Genomic DNA, 16,120 nt, shown 5'->3' with positions numbered 1-16,120 from the left:
AAAATGCCGCCGCCCGCCGGAATTTCCGGCGGGCGGCGGCAGAGAGGGAAAGGAGATCAGGCAGGCAGGGCGGCGATCCGGCACGGTCCCTGAAAGCAGCGGTGGGGCAGCTCGGACACGGCGGCACAGGCCGCCTTCCAGGCCTCCTCCCCGGACAGGTCCATCCGGGCCTGAAGGTCCATGGCCAGCCGGTCGGCCTGGCCGGCCAGCTCCCGGGCCAGGGTACGGCCCAGGCCGGTCAGATGGATCTTGCCGTAGCGCTCCTTATCCACCAGACGCTTGTCGATGAGGATGGACATCATACTGGTCACCGACGCCCGGGAGACCGCCAGCGACTGGGCAATGTCCTTGGAGGATACCTCCAGCCGGACCTTGGACAGGTCGTAGATGGTCAGCAGATAACGGATGTTGGTGTTGGTCAGCTCCATAGTCTCTCCTTCCTCAGCCGGCGGTGGATTTCTCATGGGTACCGTGGCACGCCCCGTTGCAGCCGCAGCTGCCGCAGGAGCCTCCGCAGGAGCAGCTGCTCTTGCCCTGACGGCGATTCTGAACGCCCCGGTAGGTGACGGCGGCGCACACCGCAAAAATGGCGAAACTGATGAGAATGGTGGATAGCATAGTAACTGCTCCTTTCTGGATGGGAATGGGCGGGCCGCTTTACTTGGCGGCGGCCACCGCCCGCAGATTGACGTCGGATTCCTCGTACTTATTCTTGCGCACCAGCAGGTAGATGAGGCCCGCCAGGCAGATCAGGGCGGCCACGGTGCCCACACCGAAGGGCACCAGGCCCATGATGAGCCCGCCGATCTGGTAGACGATGAGGGAGATCACATAGGCAAAACCGCACATATAGCCGATGGCGGCAAAGGTCCACTTGGGGCTGTTCATCTCCCGCTTGATGGCGCCCATGGCAGCAAAGCAGGGGGCGCACAGCAGGTTGAAGATCATGAAGGAGTATGCGGAGATGGCGGTGAAGTGGGCGGCGATCTCCAGGGTCTGGTTGCCCGGGAAGAGCACACCGAAGGTGGAGACCACCTCCTCCTTGGCGATGAGGCCGGTGACCACCGCCACGGTGGCCTGCCAGGTGCCGAAGCCCAGGGGGGCGAAGACAAAGGCTGCCGCGTGGCCCACAGCGGCCAGCAGGGAGTCGTTGTTGTCCTCCACCATCTGGAACACGCCGTCCACAAAGCCGAAGCCCTGGAGGAACCACAGGATGACGGAGGAGAGCAGGATGACAGTGCCCGCCCGCTTGATGAAGGACCAGCCCCGCTCCCACATGGCCCGCAGCACGTTGCCGGCGGCGGGGGCGTGGTAGGCGGGCAGCTCCATGACGAAGGGCGCGGGGTCACCGGCAAAGCCCCGGGTCTTCTTCAGGATGATGCCGGAGATCACCACCGCCGCCACGCCGATGAAGTAGGCGGAGGTAGCCACCCAGGCGGAGCCCCCGAACAGGGCCCCGGCGAACAGGGCGATGATGGGCATTTTGGCGCCGCAGGGGATGAAGCCGGTGGTCATGATGGTCATGCGCCGGTCCCGCTCCTGCTCAATGGTACGGGAGGCCATGATGCCGGGCACACCGCAGCCGGTGGCCACCAGCATGGGGATGAAGCTCTTGCCGGACAGGCCGAAGCGGCGGAAGATCCGGTCCATGATGAATGCCACCCGGGCCATGTAGCCGCAGTCCTCCAGCAGGGCCAGCAGCAGAAAGAGCACCAGCATCTGGGGCACGAAGCCCAGCACGGCGCCCACGCCGCCGATGATGCCGTCCAGGATCAGGGCCTGGACCACGGGATGGGTATTCCAGGAGGTGAGGGCTCCCTCCACCAGCACGGGAATACCGGGTACCCAAGTACCGTAGTCGTTGGGATCGGGCTCGGACACCTGGAGGGCAGCCTGATAGGCCTCCTGGGTGACGGGCACCACAGTGGTCTCGCCGGTCTCGTCGTCGTAGAAGTAGACCTCGCTGTCACCGGCCTCATAGCCCTCGATCATGGCGGAGGCCTCCTCCCAGGCGCCGGAATCTTCCTCCCAGGCGTCCACGTCGGCGGTGAAGGGAACGAACCAGCCGTCGCCGAACAGGCCGTCGTTGGCCCAGTCGGTAGCACGGGTGCCGATGGCAAAGGCGCTGCCGCCCATAGCGATGGAGTACACCAGGATCATCACCGCCACAAAGATGGGCAGGGCCAGGATGCGGTTGGTGACAATGCGGTCGATCTTGTCGGAGGTGGTCATGGAGTGGGCGGCCCGCTTTTTCTTCACGGCCTTGCCCACCACAGAGCTGATGTAGGAGTAGCGCTGGTTGGTGATGATACTCTCGGCGTCGTCGTCCAGCTCCCGCTCACAGTCGGCGATGTGGGCCTCCAGGTGCTCCTTCAGCTCGCCGGTGAGGCGGAGCTGCTCCAGCACCTTCTCATCCCGTTCAAAGACCTTGATGGCGTACCAGCGGAGGTACCGCTCCTCCACCAGGTCGGCAATGGACTCCTCAATGTGGGCGATGGCGTGCTCCACACTGCCGGTGAACACATGGGGCAGTTCGCCGGCCCTGTGGCTCTTGGCCAGCTCCACCGCCTTCTGGGCGGCCTCCTTGCCGCCCTCGCCCTTCAGGGCGCTCATCTCCACCACCTGGCAGCCCAGGGCGCTGCCCAGCTTCTGCAGGTCAATGACGTCCCCGTTCTTGCGCACCAGGTCGATCATGTTGACAGCCACCACCACCGGGATGCCCAGCTCGATGAGCTGGGTGGTGAGGTACAGGTTGCGCTCGATGTTGGTGCCGTCCACAATGTTCAGGATGGCGTCCGGCTTCTCATTCACCAGATAGTTCCGGGCCACCACCTCTTCCAGGGTGTAGGGGGACAGGGAATAGATACCGGGCAGGTCCTGGATGACCACATCCTTGTGGCCCTTCAGCTTGCCCTCCTTCTTTTCCACCGTCACACCGGGCCAGTTGCCCACATATTGGCTGGAGCCGGTCAGGGCATTGAACAGGGTGGTTTTACCGCAGTTCGGATTGCCCGCCAGCGCGATCTTCAACTCCATCTTCTTGCTCCCTCCTCAATTAGCTATAGCTAACCGCTATTCTGAAAAAACGCCGTCCTCCGACGGCACAGGGGATATTACCCCACCTCGATCATCTCTGCGTCGGCCCGGCGTACGCTCAGCTCATAGCCCCGCACGCTCAGCTCCATGGGGTCTCCCAGGGGGGCCACCTTCCGTACATGGATCTCCACGCCCTTGGTGATGCCCATGTCCATGATGCGGCGCTTCACCGCACCCTCGCCGTGGAGGCGGGCCACCGTAACGGTCTCCCCCACCTTGGCGTCCTTCAAAGTTCTCATTGCGCTGCTCCTCTCAGATCATGATTCGTCCGGCCATGTTCCGGTCCAGGGCGATGCGGCTGTCCTTGACCTGCACGATCAGGTTCCCGCCCATCTCACTGACCACGGTGACCGTGGCGTCCATTACAAAACCAAGCTCGGCCAGGTGCTGGCGGATCTCATCCTTTCCCGTGATCTTGCGGATGGTCACCGGTTCTCCCCGGCCTGCCAATGTCAGCGGCATCATAGTTCCTCCCTCCAGCGGCGGCTGTCCCGCCTCTCATCTTTAGTTAGCAATCGCTAACCCTTTCGGTGGGTATGAGTTTACACCAACTAACCGATGTTGTCAATCCCTTTTTTAAAATTTTTCCTGCATATAAAAACGGGCGGCCGCAAGGGCCGCCCAAAGCTTCTCTATGGAGTTGTCAGGACAGGGCGCCGATGTGTACGGCGTTCCAGCTCCGCTCCCCTGCCTGGGGAGTGCCCTTAAAATCCCGGTCAAACCAGGCGGGCACAGGGGCTTCCTCCCGGATGGCCTGGAAGAATGCGTCGATCTGACGGGTGGTCTCGTCCACCGCCCCCTCCAGCAGCCGGTCCAGGTGGGCGCTGCTCTCCAGGGAGGCGGGATGGGGGGTCTCCTTCAGGGCCACATCCTTGGCAGACTGGATGGGGAGCATCCGGCTCACCGCCCCGATGACCTTGCCCCGGCGGGTGCCGCAGGAGCGGGCGAAGAAGTCCAGATAGAAGTTCATGGCCTTGTAGGCCCGGCGGACCTGCCGGGGGGAGGCGTGGACATAGGCGCAGGCAGCGGCGTCCCACACCTGGCTCTCCTTGTGGGGGGGCACAGGCAGGTGGGCCTGACTGCCGGCGTCCAGGCCGTCGCCGGCCATGAGCATCCGGTCAAATTCCCCCTCCATGGCCATGTGGGAGATGGGGCCCTCGGCGGAGCGCTCGTCCACATAGCCGTGGCAGGCGCTGTCCAGAGCCAGGTGGCACAGAAAGCCCGCCCCGTAGCCCACCGACATGGGCACCTGGTCCTCAATGGCCTGGCGCAGCCGCTCTACAGCGGGCAGGGCGGAATTGCGGTGCATCCGCACCCCCTCCCGCCGCACGGCGTTGGGGCGGATGGGCTGGTAGAAAAACAGCGGGTCGGGTCCCAGGCAGCCCAGGTCAAAGGCCTCCCGCTCGCGGTCGATGGCCTGAGCCAGCGGCGCCGGCAGGCCGCCCAGGACTTTATCTCCAAACTTCAGGTGCGCGTAGTAATTTGGCATGTTCCTGTATGTCCCTCCTGTCACAGTCCATAACAGTCCATTTTATAGTTTTATTCTAGCACTGTGTGTCAAGGAGAGAAAGCAAAAAAATGTTAAATCTTTCGATCTCCAAAGGAAAAAGGAGCGTCCCGGCGGGACGCTCCTTTTTTGTCTTGGGCTCAGCCGCCCAGGTAGGCTTTCTTGACACCCTCGTCGGCCAGCAGCTCCTTGCCGGGGCCGGTGAGGGTCACCTTGCCGGTCTCCAGCACGTAGCCGCGGTCGGCCACGGAGAGGGCCATCTGGGCATTCTGCTCCACCAGCAGGATGGTGGTGCCCGCCTTGTGCAGCTCCTTGATGATATCGAAGATCTGCTCCACCAGGATGGGAGCCAGACCCATGGAGGGCTCATCCAGCATGAGCAGCTTGGGGTTGGACATGAGGGCGCGGCCCATGGCCAGCATCTGCTGCTCGCCGCCGGACAGGGTGCCCGCCACCTGACGGCGGCGCTCCTTCAGCCGGGGGAACTGGGCGTACACCCGCTCCATATTGGGGGCAATGGTGGAGTTTGGCTGGGTAAAGGCGCCCATCTCCAGATTCTCCTCCACCGTCATCTGGAGGAAGACCCGGCGGCCCTCGGGCACCTGGGCCAGGCCGTGGGCCACCAGCTTGTCGGGGGGCACGCTGCCGATATCCTTGCCCATGAACTCGATGGAGCCGGTACGGGAGCGCAGCAGACCGGAGATGGTCTGGAGCGTGGTGGATTTGCCGGCGCCGTTGGCGCCGATGAGGGTGACGATCTCGCCGTCGTTGACCTCAAAGGACACGTCCTTGATGGCGTGGATGGCGCCGTAGTAGACGTTGATGTTGTTGACCTTCAGCATGGTGTCAGCCCTCCTTCTTCTGGCTGCCCAGGTAGGCCTCCACCACCTTGGGGTTGGCCTGGATCTCGGCGGGGGTACCCTTGGCGATGACCTGACCGAAATTGAGCACGCAGATGCCCTCGCAGATGCCCATGACCAGGTTCATGTCGTGCTCGATGAGCATGATGGCGATCTGGAAGGTGTCCCGGATCTTCAGGATATTTTCCATCAGATCGGCGGTCTCGGAGGGGTTCATGCCGGCCGCCGGCTCGTCCAGCAGCAGCAGGGAGGGGTTGGTGGCCAGGGCGCGGATGATCTCCAGCCGGCGCTGGGCACCGTAGGGCAGGCTGCCCGCCTGGTGGTTGGCCAGATCCTCCATGTCGAAGATGTGGAGCAGCTCCATGGCACTCTCGTGGGCCAGCTTCTCCTTCTTCCAGTAGCTGGGCAGGCGCAGCACGCCGCTCCACATGGGGTAGCGGACCTGGTTGTGGAGGCCGATCTTCACGTTGTCCTCCACGGTGAGCTTGTCAAACAGGCGGATGTTCTGGAAAGTACGGGCGATGCCCGCCTTGTTCACCTGGACGGTGTTCATGCCGTGGGTGTCCTTGCCGTCCAGCAGAATGGTGCCCCGGGTGGGCTGGTACACCTTGGTCAGCAGGTTAAACACCGTGGTCTTGCCGGCGCCGTTGGGGCCGATGAGGCCGGCGATCTCGGTGCGGCCCACGGTGAGGTTGAACTCGTTGACGGCGGTCAGACCGCCGAAATCGATGCCCAGGTGCTGGCACTCCAGAATGGGGGGCTTATCCACGTCACGCTCGGGGACGATGGAATGGCTGGGCACAGGCACCATCTTGGTGGGCTGCTTGTTCTTGAGCCGTTCGTTCACTGTACCGCGCCTCCCTTCTGTGCTTCTTCTTTCTTGGCCTTGCGCCCGGCAAAGGTAAACAGGCTGCGCAGGGTGGGGTTGTTGGTGACCAGCATCACCAGGATCAGGACGATGGCGTACACCAGCATCCGGTACTCATCCAGGTTGAAGTTGCGCAGCAGCTCGGGCAGGTAGGTGAGGAAGGCGGCGGCGATGATGGAGCCACGGATGTTGCCGATGCCGCCCAGCACCACGAACACCAGAATGAGGATGGAGGTGTTGAAGTCGAACTTCTTGGGGGCCATGGAGGAGTAGTTCATGGCGTAGAGTACGCCGGCAGCGCCCGCCAGCACGGCGGAGGTGACGAAGGCCATCAGCTTGTACTTGGTGGCGCCGATGCCCACGCTCTCAGCGGCAATGCGGTTGTCCCGCAGGGCCATGATAGCCCGGCCGGAGCGGCTGTTGATGAGGTTGAGGGCCACAGTCAGGGTGATGAGCACCAGGATAAAGCCTGCGGTGAAGGTGGCCAGCTTCACGTTGGTGGTGAAGCCCATGGGCCCCTTCAGGATGGACTTGCCCCCCTCGGCCAGATTGAGGGCCATCTCATTCTGCAGGGAGAAGTGGAGGCCGTTTTCATCCACGCCTACGTAGAGCACATTGAAGATGTTGCGGATGATCTCGCCAAAGGCCAGGGTGACGATGGCCAGATAGTCGCCCCGCAGACGGAGCACGGGCACGCCCACGATGACGCCGGCCACACCGGCCAGGGCGGCGCCGATGACCATGGCCACCGCCAGGCGGAGGCCGTCATTGGGGATGGCATTCTGCAGGGACAGGGCGGCCACCACGCCGGAGAAGGCGCCCACGCTCATAAAGCCGGCGTGGCCCAGGCTCAGCTCGCCGGAGATGCCCACCACCAGGTTCAGGGCGATGGCCATGACCACATAGGCGCAGATGGGCACCAGCTGGCCCTGGATGGAGGGGGAGAGCAGTCCGCCGGCGTTGCACACCTGCAGGATGATAAAGGCGGCAATCACGATGCCGTAGGTAATGCTGTTGCTGACCAGCCGCTTGCGGCCGGGAGAGAGTTTCTTCATATCGGCCACCTCACACTTTCTCGCGGACGGTCTTGCCCAGCAGACCGGCGGGCTTGACCAGCAGCACGATGATGAGCACGGCGAAGACCACCGCGTCGGAGATATTGGTGTTAATCACCTTGGCGAAGGTCTCGATGATGCCCAGCAGGATACCGCCCAGCATGGCGCCGGGGATGGAGCCGATGCCGCCGAAGACGGCGGCGGTAAAGGCCTTGATGCCGGGCAGGGAGCCGCTGGTGGGGATCAGGTTCTTGTAGCTGGAGAAGAGCAGGGCGCTGGCGATGGCCGCCAGGGCGGAGCCGATGGCAAAGGTCATGGAGATGGTGCGGTTGACGTTGATGCCCATGAGCTGGGCCGCCGCCTTGTCCTCGGAGCAGGCACGCATGGCCTTGCCCATCTTGGTCTTGGTGGTAAACCAGGTGAGGGCCAGCATAATCACGATACAGGCCAGCACGGTGACCAGGGACACATAGGTGATGTTCACGCCCTCAATGGGCAGGGAACCCTCGGGGATGACGGAGGTAAACACCTTGGGGTCCGCCCCCCACAGCAGCAGGGCGGCATTTTGCAGGAAGTAGCTGACGCCGATGGCGGTGATGAGCACGGCCAGGGAGGTGGCCTGCCGCAGGGGCTTGTAGGCCAGGCCTTCAATGACCACACCCAGCACGGTACATACCACCACGGCCAGCAGGATGCCCACGATGGGGTTGAGGCCGAAGCTGCCGGTGGCGAAGAAGATCACATAGGCGCCCACCATGATGACGTCGCCGTGGGCAAAGTTCAGCATCTTGGCAATGCCGTACACCATGGTGTAGCCCAGGGCGATGATGGCGTAGACGCTGCCCAGGCTGATACCGGTGATCAGATTGTTGAGGAAGCTCAAACCATTCACCTCTCTACTTGTTTTCTCTGTTCTGTGTATGGCAGAAACATCGGCGGTCCGGAAGGGCTGCCGATGTTTCCACCATACATCCGATTGGGGATACATGGGGAAAAGCGGGCTGCCGGGTCCCCCCGGCAACCCGCTTCTGGGTCCCTGTCAAGCGGTGGTATTCCGATTCACATTACTGAGTGACGTACACGCCGCCCTCAACCTTGACCACCACGGGGGCCTTGGAGACCTCGCCGTTGGCGGACCAGGTCATGCCGGTGCCGGTCAGGCCGTCCACGCTGAAGTCAGCGGAGGTGAACTGAGCGATCAGGGCCTCGCAGATGTCCTGGGCGCTCATGTCGGCGGTGATGCCGGCGGCGGTGCAGGCCTCGTAGATGGCGTACATGCAGTCGTAGCCGTCAGCGGCGAACTGGTTGGGGATGCCGCCGTAAGCTTCCTGATACTCGGTCACGAAGTTGACGGTGCGCTCATCCTCGCCCCAGGCGTTGAAGGGGGTCATGAGCATCAGGCCCTCGGCCAGAGACACGTCAAAGCCCTCCAGGTCCAGGATGCCGTCCATGCCGTCGCAGCCGAAGAAGGTGGGCTCATAGCCCATGGCCTGGGCCTGGGACAGGATCAGGGAAGCGGGAGTGTAGTAGATGGGCATAAACACCAGGTCGGCGCCGGCGTCCTTGGCGGCGGTCAGCTGCACGTTGAAGTCGGTGTTGCTGTCGTCGGGGAAGGTCTGCACGGTGACGATCTCCAGGCCGATCTCCTCAGCGGTGGCCTGGAAGGAGTTGTAGATGCCGGTGGAGTAGGCGTCGCCGTTGTTGTAGATGACAGCGATCTTGGTACCCAGGTTGTTGTCCTTGATGTAGTTGGCAGCAGTGATGCCCTGGTTGGGGTCGGTGAAGCACACCTGGAACACGTTGTCCTTGCCCTCGGTCACGGTAGTGGAGGAGGCGGAAGGAGTGAGCTGGAAGTAGCGGGCGGCATAGGTCTCAGCGGCCACGGCCACGCAGGGGTTGGTGGTGGTGCAGCCGTAGATGATCTGAGCGCCGTCGCCGATCAGCTTGTTGTAGGCGTTGACAGCCTTCTCGGTGTCGCCCTCATCGTCCTGGGAATCCAGAACAAACTGCAGGCCGCCCAGAGCGTTGATCTCCTGAATGGCGATCTCGGCGCCCTGCTTGGTGGCCAGGCCGTACACAGCGGCGGAGCCAGTCAGGGGGCCGATGCCGCCGATCTTGATGGCGCCTTCGGTGTTGCCGCTGGTGGTCTCATTACCACCGGAAGGGGTGTTGGCGGAGCCGCCCTGGGTGCCGCCGCCGCAGCCGGCCAGCATGGAGAAGCTCAGAGCACCCGCCAGCGCAAGAGACAGGATGCGAGACTTTTTCATTGTAATTCCTCCTTTGAGAAGTTGTTGACAATTATATGCGTGTCGTCGGAAATTGTCAACCTCAAAAATGCACAAGGGCCCTCCGCTCAGGGAGGGTCCTTGTGTGAATCATGAACAATTTGTGAACGCAAGCAGGCAATTTCAGATGATCAGTCCGCCATTGGGAGACAAAATCTGCCCCGTAATGAAGTTTGCGGCGTCGGAAGCCAGAAACCACAGGGCTTCCGCCACATCCTCCGGCCGGCCGATGCGCTCCAAAGGGGTCTCCTCCGCCAGGGCAGCCAGATCCTCGGGGCTCAGGTTGCCGTTCATCTCGGTGTCAATGACTCCGGGAGACACACAGTTCACGGTAATTCCGGAGGGTCCCAACTCCTTGGCCAAAGCCTTTGTAAGCCCGATGACAGCAGCTTTTGCGGCGGAATAGGCCACCTCACAGGAGCCTCCCACCTGCCCCCACATGGAAGACAACGTCAGGATACGCCCCGCCTTCCGGTGGATGAAATGGGGCAGCGCCGCCCGGATGGCATAGAACATGCCGTCCACATTGACGGCAAACATCCGCCGCCAGTCCTCGTCCGTCAGATCGCCAAATAATTTCTGTTGGGCAATGCCGGCGTTACATATCAGAATGTCAAGTTGACAAAATTTATCCAACACATTGTCAACCATATTTCGTACCTGGACCGGGTCGGACACGTCGGCCTCCACTGCCCACCCGCCGATCTCTGCCGCCAGGGCCTCCGCCCGCTCTCTGGAGCGGCAGTAATTGACCACCACCTTGTCTCCCCCGGCGGCAAACCGCCGGACCGCCGCCGCGCCGATGCCCCGGCTGCCGCCGGTGATGAGCACCACCCGTCCTGCCATAGTCTTACCTCCAGTCATACTGTCTTACTGTTAGTCAGAGTATAACAGTCTCCGGGCAGGTTGAAAAGAGAATTTTTTAAAAAAGTATTGACAAGCTATCCCCTTTTCGCTATAATAGTCCATGCTGTTCGGACGATTAGCTCAGCTGGTAGAGCATCCGCTTGACGTGCGGGAGGTCACAGGTTCAAGTCCTGTATCGTCCACCAGGTATGAGCCCTGGAACCACAAAGGTTCCAGGGCTTTTTTATTTTTTTACAGCATGTTTTCCCTTTGATTTTCCCTTATCCGCCCGAGACTGTCTGAATCAGGCGTTCCATTCGCTCCGCACTCTGCCGTCTCATCCTCTCCGTGATGTGCCCGTATACATCAAGCGTAAATGATGCGGCGTGATGCCCCAGGTTTTCCTGCACTGTTTTGATATCATCTCCGCTTTCCAAGGCCATCACCGCGTAGGTATGGCGGAGGTCATGGAATCTGGCCTTCGGACAGCCTATACTTGCCGCGATCCGCTTAAAGCAATCATAGACTGTTCGATAGGACAACCGATCACCCAATTCATTTGTAAAGACCAAGCCGCTTCCTTTCCAGACCGGCCCTAATGCCAGGCGCTGTTCGGCCTGCCTTCTCTGTTGCACACGCAGCAGCTTTATGACCGATGGCGCAACTGTAATTACACGGGCTTTGTTGTTCTTGGGTGGCGCCAAATAGTATTCTCCTCCTTTTTCCTGCGCTCGGCGCAGTTGCTTGTCTACCGTTATGGTATTGTGTTCAAAGTCCACACAATCCCACATCAGTCCCAAAACTTCCCCTTCCCGCATGCCGGTAAATAGCGCCACCTTATAGAGGATCTCATGCCGGTGACCTTGTATAGCCTCCAAAAAGCGGGCAATCTGATCTTCTTCCAGAGGTTTGATTTGCTTCTTCACAATGCGCGGCAGTGTACATGCTGCTGCCGGATTGAATCTCAGATATCCGATGGCTACTGCCTGCTGAAGCGCCTGATGTAATACTCCATGAATATTTTTCACGGTTTTAGGTGATAACCCCTGCCCATCTCGTTCAGTACTTACCAACCGATTATATATTTTCTGGATTGCAGGCGTTGTCAGTGCCTCTAATCTGACTGCTCCCAATGCTGGTTTCAGGTATAGTCGAATGTTCTCTCGATAGAGGTGAGCGGTAGACCTTTTCACATCTCCCAAGTAATCTGCCGCCCACATATCCAGCCACTGGGCCACCGTTAATTTACACGGGGCATGATAGGTTCCCTGGTCCAACTTCAACGTCACCTGCCGCAACTTTTGTGCCGCTTCTCGCTGGGTTTTTGCAGTTATAGATCGCTGCAACTGTTTGCCTGTACCGGGATCATACCCCACCGTGTACCGCGCCTCCCAGTAACTATACTCTTTACCACCTCTTCGCACTACTTTTTTCCGAATCGTCCCGGCTCCCGGTGCATTACGGCTACTTTTACTATTTTTCATTTTTATCCTCCTTTTCAAATCGAAAGGGGGCTGGCAGCCCCCTTTCGATTATGGTTACGCTTCTATAGGACCTCCCAAATATCGCAGCACCTCATACTTCGAGATGCGAATACGCCCAGGAATGGGCAGTGCCTTAATCTGCCCTGACCGTATTAAGGCATAGGCAGCGCCTTTGCTGATCCTTAGGACTTTGATTAGCTCGGCTACAGTGAGCACCATTGGTAGTTCCACTCTCGTATCTTGCGTTTGCTCCGCTCTAGTTTCCGACATATTGCTTGCCCCCTCAAGTTTGTTTTGCCAGGCAGTGTGAACAATGACCACATCGTTTACCCTTTTTCTGCCCATAGTACCGTTCGACCTCGTGCCAAATACATTTATTTGACTTCAGAACCTTTTGGAGCGCATATAGTCCTCTCAAGCCCCGCTTCTGCGCTTTTTCATTCCCGGCCTTTTTGAGAATCCGCTCATTTTGTTTGATATCTCCTCCTGTGTAAAATAAAACACATCTTCCCCTCTTTCCATCCCGTCCAACACGCCCGATTTCCTGAACATAACCACTTAACGTCAGCGGTAGTCCAGCATGAATCACCAGTCTTACATCTGATTTATCAATGCCAAGGCCGAATGCATTTGTGGCAACAACGATTTGCGCAGTTCCAGATAGAAATGCAGTCTGCCCCTGCATTCGTTTTTTTGTGGACATCTTCCCGGTATAACGTATCGTGGCCCAATCACGTCCATTTAACCATTTGCATAGCTTCTTGACCCGTCTGACTGTCGGGCAGTAAATAATAACCGCACCCTCTCCATTCCATCTGCGTAGTTCCCGTTCAACACAATGAAACATCACACTCTCCAAGTCGGTGCCACGCTCTTTGGGAGGACACTCAATTTTCTTGACCTCGATATGAACATTATCGCGGCGCATGGGATAGATAAAGAAAACCGGCTCAATCATACCCAGAGATTGTATGATCCATTTACGCTCTCGCCGCGTGGTTGTTGCGCTGCAGGCAACAATTTGAGGCCGTACCGGCAGGCTGGAAAGGAATTCTCCAATAGCCGCATATGCCTTTCGGAAACTCAGCTCTACCTGTGGTAAAATATGTGCCTCGTCCAGGACAACGCGTTCAATGTGGCACCGACACAGCGCCCCCCTCAAATCGTCTGCCCATAGTTGCTCAGGAGCCAAATATAACAACGCCGTGTCCGGCAAGTCCGTTAGCACTCTCCTCCTTTCAGCATCTGAGAGGTCTCCGTTGAGCGCAACAGCACGGATTCCACTCTTCTTTAATTTGGCCACTTGGTCTGCTTGAAGTGCTTTCAATGGAGAAATTACAATGGTAAGCGCTCGCCCCACCTCTGCCGCAGCAGGCAGCTGGTATACCAAACTCTTCCCACCCCCGGTTGCTTGCTGCAGGAAGATATCACTGCCTCGATAAATTTCATGCAGCACTTCTTTCTGCCAGTCGTACAAGTTGTCGACACCCAAATTTTTAAGTATGCCAGCAGTCGCAGCTGTACTATGTAAGAGCACATTCACACCTCATTTCAATCGAAACAACTTTAAAATTTTAAAACTTCATCACTTTTCACCCAAATTGTCACAGCATTGAATGTTTCCTTCCCCAACGTAATTGAGCGATTTTTATCATCTAATAATCCCAATTTTTCACAGCGAGACAACACTGCCTCGTAGTACATTTCGCTGCATCCATATCCTCGCAACAATCTCTGGAGTGAGCCCTTTGTAAATGCAAGTGCCGTCCTTCCCTTGTCCGCCCCCTTCTGAAAAGTGATTCGGAACGCAACTGCATCACTGCTTAGGCACATCTCAGCCTCTTCCTTGCTCTCTGGTCGCTCTGTTAAAATTTGATTTTTGAATCGGTCAGGATCCCCCAACAACTCCACCGCATCTGCGATTTTCTTTTCCCGTTCACGTTCCTCTCGTTCCTGCTGTTGCTGTGTCTTGTGCAACAGCTGCTGCGCCCTCTGCCATAATGGGCTGTCGCCAAACCATGTTTGCACAATATTTTTGATTAAAATATCCCGCCAAATCTGAAACCAATCGAGGCGGTATGCATACATTCCAGATGTGCTGACCTCCCACTGTTCTAAAACATTCCTAGCTGTTCCCCTGCTTAGCACCTGGGCTGCAGCCGCCCTAAGCAGGTCCTGCTCTTCGCCGGAAAGCTCCGTAATATCAGCGGGGACAAGGAAATCCACAGCTTTCCGGCAGTGAAGCAGGCCCTGCGATATTACAATCGGAGTTCCCATAGACTTCTCCATCTTATTCCAACCCGCCTTTCTATTCGCTTCCGCCAGTTCCATTTCATCCAACAGTGGTCTAAGATGCGATGTCGTGCTCGTCCGCACCACCACCAGTCTATCTGGAAAATATCTACATACCTTTGAATCAGCCTGTGTTTGCATCATTATCTCGATTGGACCCATTCCATATCTTCCCTTCTCATTGACAAAAGTCACCGCTTGTAAGACCTGACTCAGCCATCTATCTGCACAGGTACTTCCCTTTGTAACTTGAAAATGGTATACACCCAGAGGAGCCTGTTTCAAGCGCTTGAAGGAGCGCAGTTGCACATCTACTGCCGCCACAATGACCTGTAGCAACAATGGCTCCTGATACAATAAATCAAGCAGCTTCTCCTGGTCGACTGTAACCTCACGCCACTCATTTCGTTGCACTTTTGCTGTCTTAAGGGCAGGGTGCTTCATCGTAATCAGCACCTCGTGGGAATCTTCAACACCCCGCAATTCACTCGCCATGAGTCGGAGCAACTGAAGTTCTGTCGAATTAAAGTCAAACCCCGGTAGTTCAAAAGTGCTTCCCATTACCCTGGCCGGAATAGCAAAAATATATCGTACTCCGAAGTAATCCAAATGTAGGATACCATAGCGTCGATCCCGGCCCGCAACCCGTACGGTCATCATATCGCCCCAGGACGCGATTGCTGGAACGGAAACCCCGGAAACATGATAGATAGCTCCATCTGCAATCTGCCAGTTCTCGGATCCCCTTAGGCGTTTGCGCAAGCTCCGAATCTGCCTATTTGGAACCCGCACAGTTGCTACATTATAGGGCTCATCGGCCTGCGCCGAACAAGCAAATGTGCATAGTATTTTTTTCATATCTAAAGTAACCGCCTCTCGCATTTCGTTGCTCCTTCCAATTGACATTCGCTCCAACCAGAGCTTACGTCCTAGGATACCATCGATCCTTTGCTGGTACCGAAACAGGCGGCTGAGTATTGCAAATCTTTTTTACGCTATTTTGTTCATTTTATTCTTCCACTTCCCATTATTTCCGCTCTTAATTCGCCCGTTTGTTTGTCGTTCACTAATTTTAGGGGGTAAAGCCATGCAAAAAGAACCACAATTTTTAGACGATCCGTTTTCCGATTCTGATAACATTTCCCTTACCCCTTGGGGGCGAGGTTTTTTTCAAGAGGACCAGGAAGATGGATTAACCGATGCCGATAAAATTAATAAAATTACCTCTGCAAGAGAATCCTTTTGGAATGCCTGTGGCTACACATCCCAACGCTCCTCTGACATAAGGCCACATTTTCTTTGCAAAGCAAACTTTATTTTTAAAAATAGACAATGTACAATGTCAAAAGATGTAATTTGTCATCTTCTCTCTGATAGCAAGACGCTCTTTTCTCGTTCATATCAGGTATACACGAGTTCTCACCCTTATTATCGTAGTTTCCGAAACGATACAGGGAAGACTCCTCAGGAACAACACGAATCGTGCGTAACATATGCGATGACTCAGTGTCCCCAACGAAATGACATTTATAGTTCACTTTTAAACAGATTATTTACCTATGCCTCAAACTGCAAATGTCATGTTTTTACTCTCCAAGATAAACTGCTCACTCACTTTCTTCCTGACGACACTGATGGTTTTTTCAACAAAGTAATAGCGCCCGGACTTCAAGAGTTAAGTGACGAAACTTCTGATATATTATGCAAACATATGATTTTACCCTGATCCACCAGATAGGTGCTCTTCAAATGCCGGTCAATGGAGTAGGAATCGGAATAGATCTGTTGGATGGATCTCTGGTCCACCAGGTGATCAATGGTCTTCTG

General features: G+C 57.4%; 16 protein-coding genes and 1 tRNA gene. 2 read left to right on the top strand and 15 right to left on the bottom strand.

Features of this window, described 5'->3' with window-relative positions; translation table 11 throughout:
- Positions 1-56: 56 nt before the first annotated feature.
- The 12 genes from B5G34_RS06255 to fabG form a co-directional block, all read right to left on the bottom strand.
- On the bottom strand, positions 57-428 hold the full coding sequence (locus tag B5G34_RS06255) for a DNA-binding protein (RefSeq protein ID WP_087335300.1): 372 nt from the start codon (positions 426-428) through the stop codon (positions 57-59).
- A 13-nt stretch (positions 429-441) separates the two neighbouring features.
- Positions 442-618: a FeoB-associated Cys-rich membrane protein gene (locus tag B5G34_RS06250; protein WP_087335298.1), complete on the bottom strand. Its 177-nt coding sequence runs from the start codon at positions 616-618 to the stop codon at positions 442-444.
- Between the two features lie 39 nt (positions 619-657).
- Positions 658-3,036 carry a ferrous iron transporter B gene (locus B5G34_RS06245; RefSeq protein WP_087335296.1) on the bottom strand — a complete coding sequence of 793 codons (2,379 nt, stop codon included), beginning with the start codon at positions 3,034-3,036 and terminating at the stop codon, positions 658-660.
- 77 nt (positions 3,037-3,113) lie between these two features.
- Positions 3,114-3,335, bottom strand: coding sequence for a FeoA family protein (locus B5G34_RS06240; RefSeq protein ID WP_087335294.1), 222 nt, complete (start codon positions 3,333-3,335; stop codon positions 3,114-3,116).
- A 13-nt stretch (positions 3,336-3,348) separates the two neighbouring features.
- Positions 3,349-3,561, bottom strand: coding sequence for a FeoA family protein (locus tag B5G34_RS06235; protein ID WP_087335292.1), 213 nt, complete (start codon positions 3,559-3,561; stop codon positions 3,349-3,351).
- Positions 3,562-3,739: 178 nt separating this feature from the next.
- Positions 3,740-4,585 carry a zinc dependent phospholipase C family protein gene (locus B5G34_RS06230; protein ID WP_087335291.1) on the bottom strand — a complete coding sequence of 282 codons (846 nt, stop codon included), beginning with the start codon at positions 4,583-4,585 and terminating at the stop codon, positions 3,740-3,742.
- Positions 4,586-4,743: 158 nt separating this feature from the next.
- Entirely contained in the window at positions 4,744-5,445 is a 702-nt protein-coding gene (locus tag B5G34_RS06225; RefSeq protein ID WP_087335288.1) for an ABC transporter ATP-binding protein, read from the bottom strand.
- A 4-nt stretch (positions 5,446-5,449) separates the two neighbouring features.
- The gene (locus B5G34_RS06220) at positions 5,450-6,274 is read right to left on the bottom strand and encodes an ABC transporter ATP-binding protein (protein WP_087335599.1); all 825 of its coding nucleotides are present in this window, start codon (positions 6,272-6,274) and stop codon (positions 5,450-5,452) included.
- 32 nt (positions 6,275-6,306) lie between these two features.
- Entirely contained in the window at positions 6,307-7,386 is a 1,080-nt protein-coding gene (locus B5G34_RS06215; RefSeq protein ID WP_087335286.1) for a branched-chain amino acid ABC transporter permease, read from the bottom strand.
- A 10-nt stretch (positions 7,387-7,396) separates the two neighbouring features.
- Positions 7,397-8,269 carry a branched-chain amino acid ABC transporter permease gene (locus tag B5G34_RS06210; protein ID WP_087335283.1) on the bottom strand — a complete coding sequence of 291 codons (873 nt, stop codon included), beginning with the start codon at positions 8,267-8,269 and terminating at the stop codon, positions 7,397-7,399.
- 181 nt (positions 8,270-8,450) lie between these two features.
- Positions 8,451-9,653 (bottom strand): ABC transporter substrate-binding protein, encoded by a 1,203-nt coding sequence (locus B5G34_RS06205; RefSeq protein ID WP_087335281.1) that lies wholly within the window; start codon positions 9,651-9,653, stop codon positions 8,451-8,453.
- A gap of 141 nt (positions 9,654-9,794) precedes the next feature.
- Positions 9,795-10,517 carry a 3-oxoacyl-ACP reductase FabG gene (fabG, locus tag B5G34_RS06200; RefSeq protein ID WP_087335279.1) on the bottom strand — a complete coding sequence of 241 codons (723 nt, stop codon included), beginning with the start codon at positions 10,515-10,517 and terminating at the stop codon, positions 9,795-9,797.
- 130 nt (positions 10,518-10,647) lie between these two features.
- Between fabG and B5G34_RS06195 the strand changes: the two genes are divergently transcribed.
- Positions 10,648-10,723 (top strand) — tRNA-Val (locus tag B5G34_RS06195).
- Positions 10,724-10,798: 75 nt separating this feature from the next.
- Here the strand turns inward: B5G34_RS06195 and B5G34_RS06190 are convergent.
- From B5G34_RS06190 to B5G34_RS06175, 3 genes are all read right to left on the bottom strand, one after another.
- Positions 10,799-12,001 (bottom strand): site-specific integrase, encoded by a 1,203-nt coding sequence (locus tag B5G34_RS06190; RefSeq protein WP_087335277.1) that lies wholly within the window; start codon positions 11,999-12,001, stop codon positions 10,799-10,801.
- Positions 12,002-12,284: 283 nt separating this feature from the next.
- Complete coding sequence (locus B5G34_RS06180) at positions 12,285-13,538, bottom strand: RecQ family ATP-dependent DNA helicase (protein WP_162609434.1); 1,254 nt, start codon at positions 13,536-13,538, stop codon at positions 12,285-12,287.
- Positions 13,539-13,567: 29 nt separating this feature from the next.
- Entirely contained in the window at positions 13,568-15,175 is a 1,608-nt protein-coding gene (locus tag B5G34_RS06175; RefSeq protein ID WP_087335272.1) for a hypothetical protein, read from the bottom strand.
- Positions 15,176-15,380: 205 nt separating this feature from the next.
- Between B5G34_RS06175 and B5G34_RS18410 the strand changes: the two genes are divergently transcribed.
- On the top strand, positions 15,381-16,019 hold the full coding sequence (locus B5G34_RS18410; protein ID WP_140397211.1) for a hypothetical protein: 639 nt from the start codon (positions 15,381-15,383) through the stop codon (positions 16,017-16,019).
- Positions 16,020-16,120: the final 101 nt, after the last annotated feature.

Origin of the sequence: Flavonifractor sp. An82 (assembly GCF_002159265.1) — a bacterium.
Taxonomy (GTDB): Bacteria; Bacillota; Clostridia; order Oscillospirales; family Oscillospiraceae; genus Flavonifractor.
Note: the sequence above shows the minus strand (reverse complement) of the source record. Positions and strands in the feature narration are given on the sequence as shown.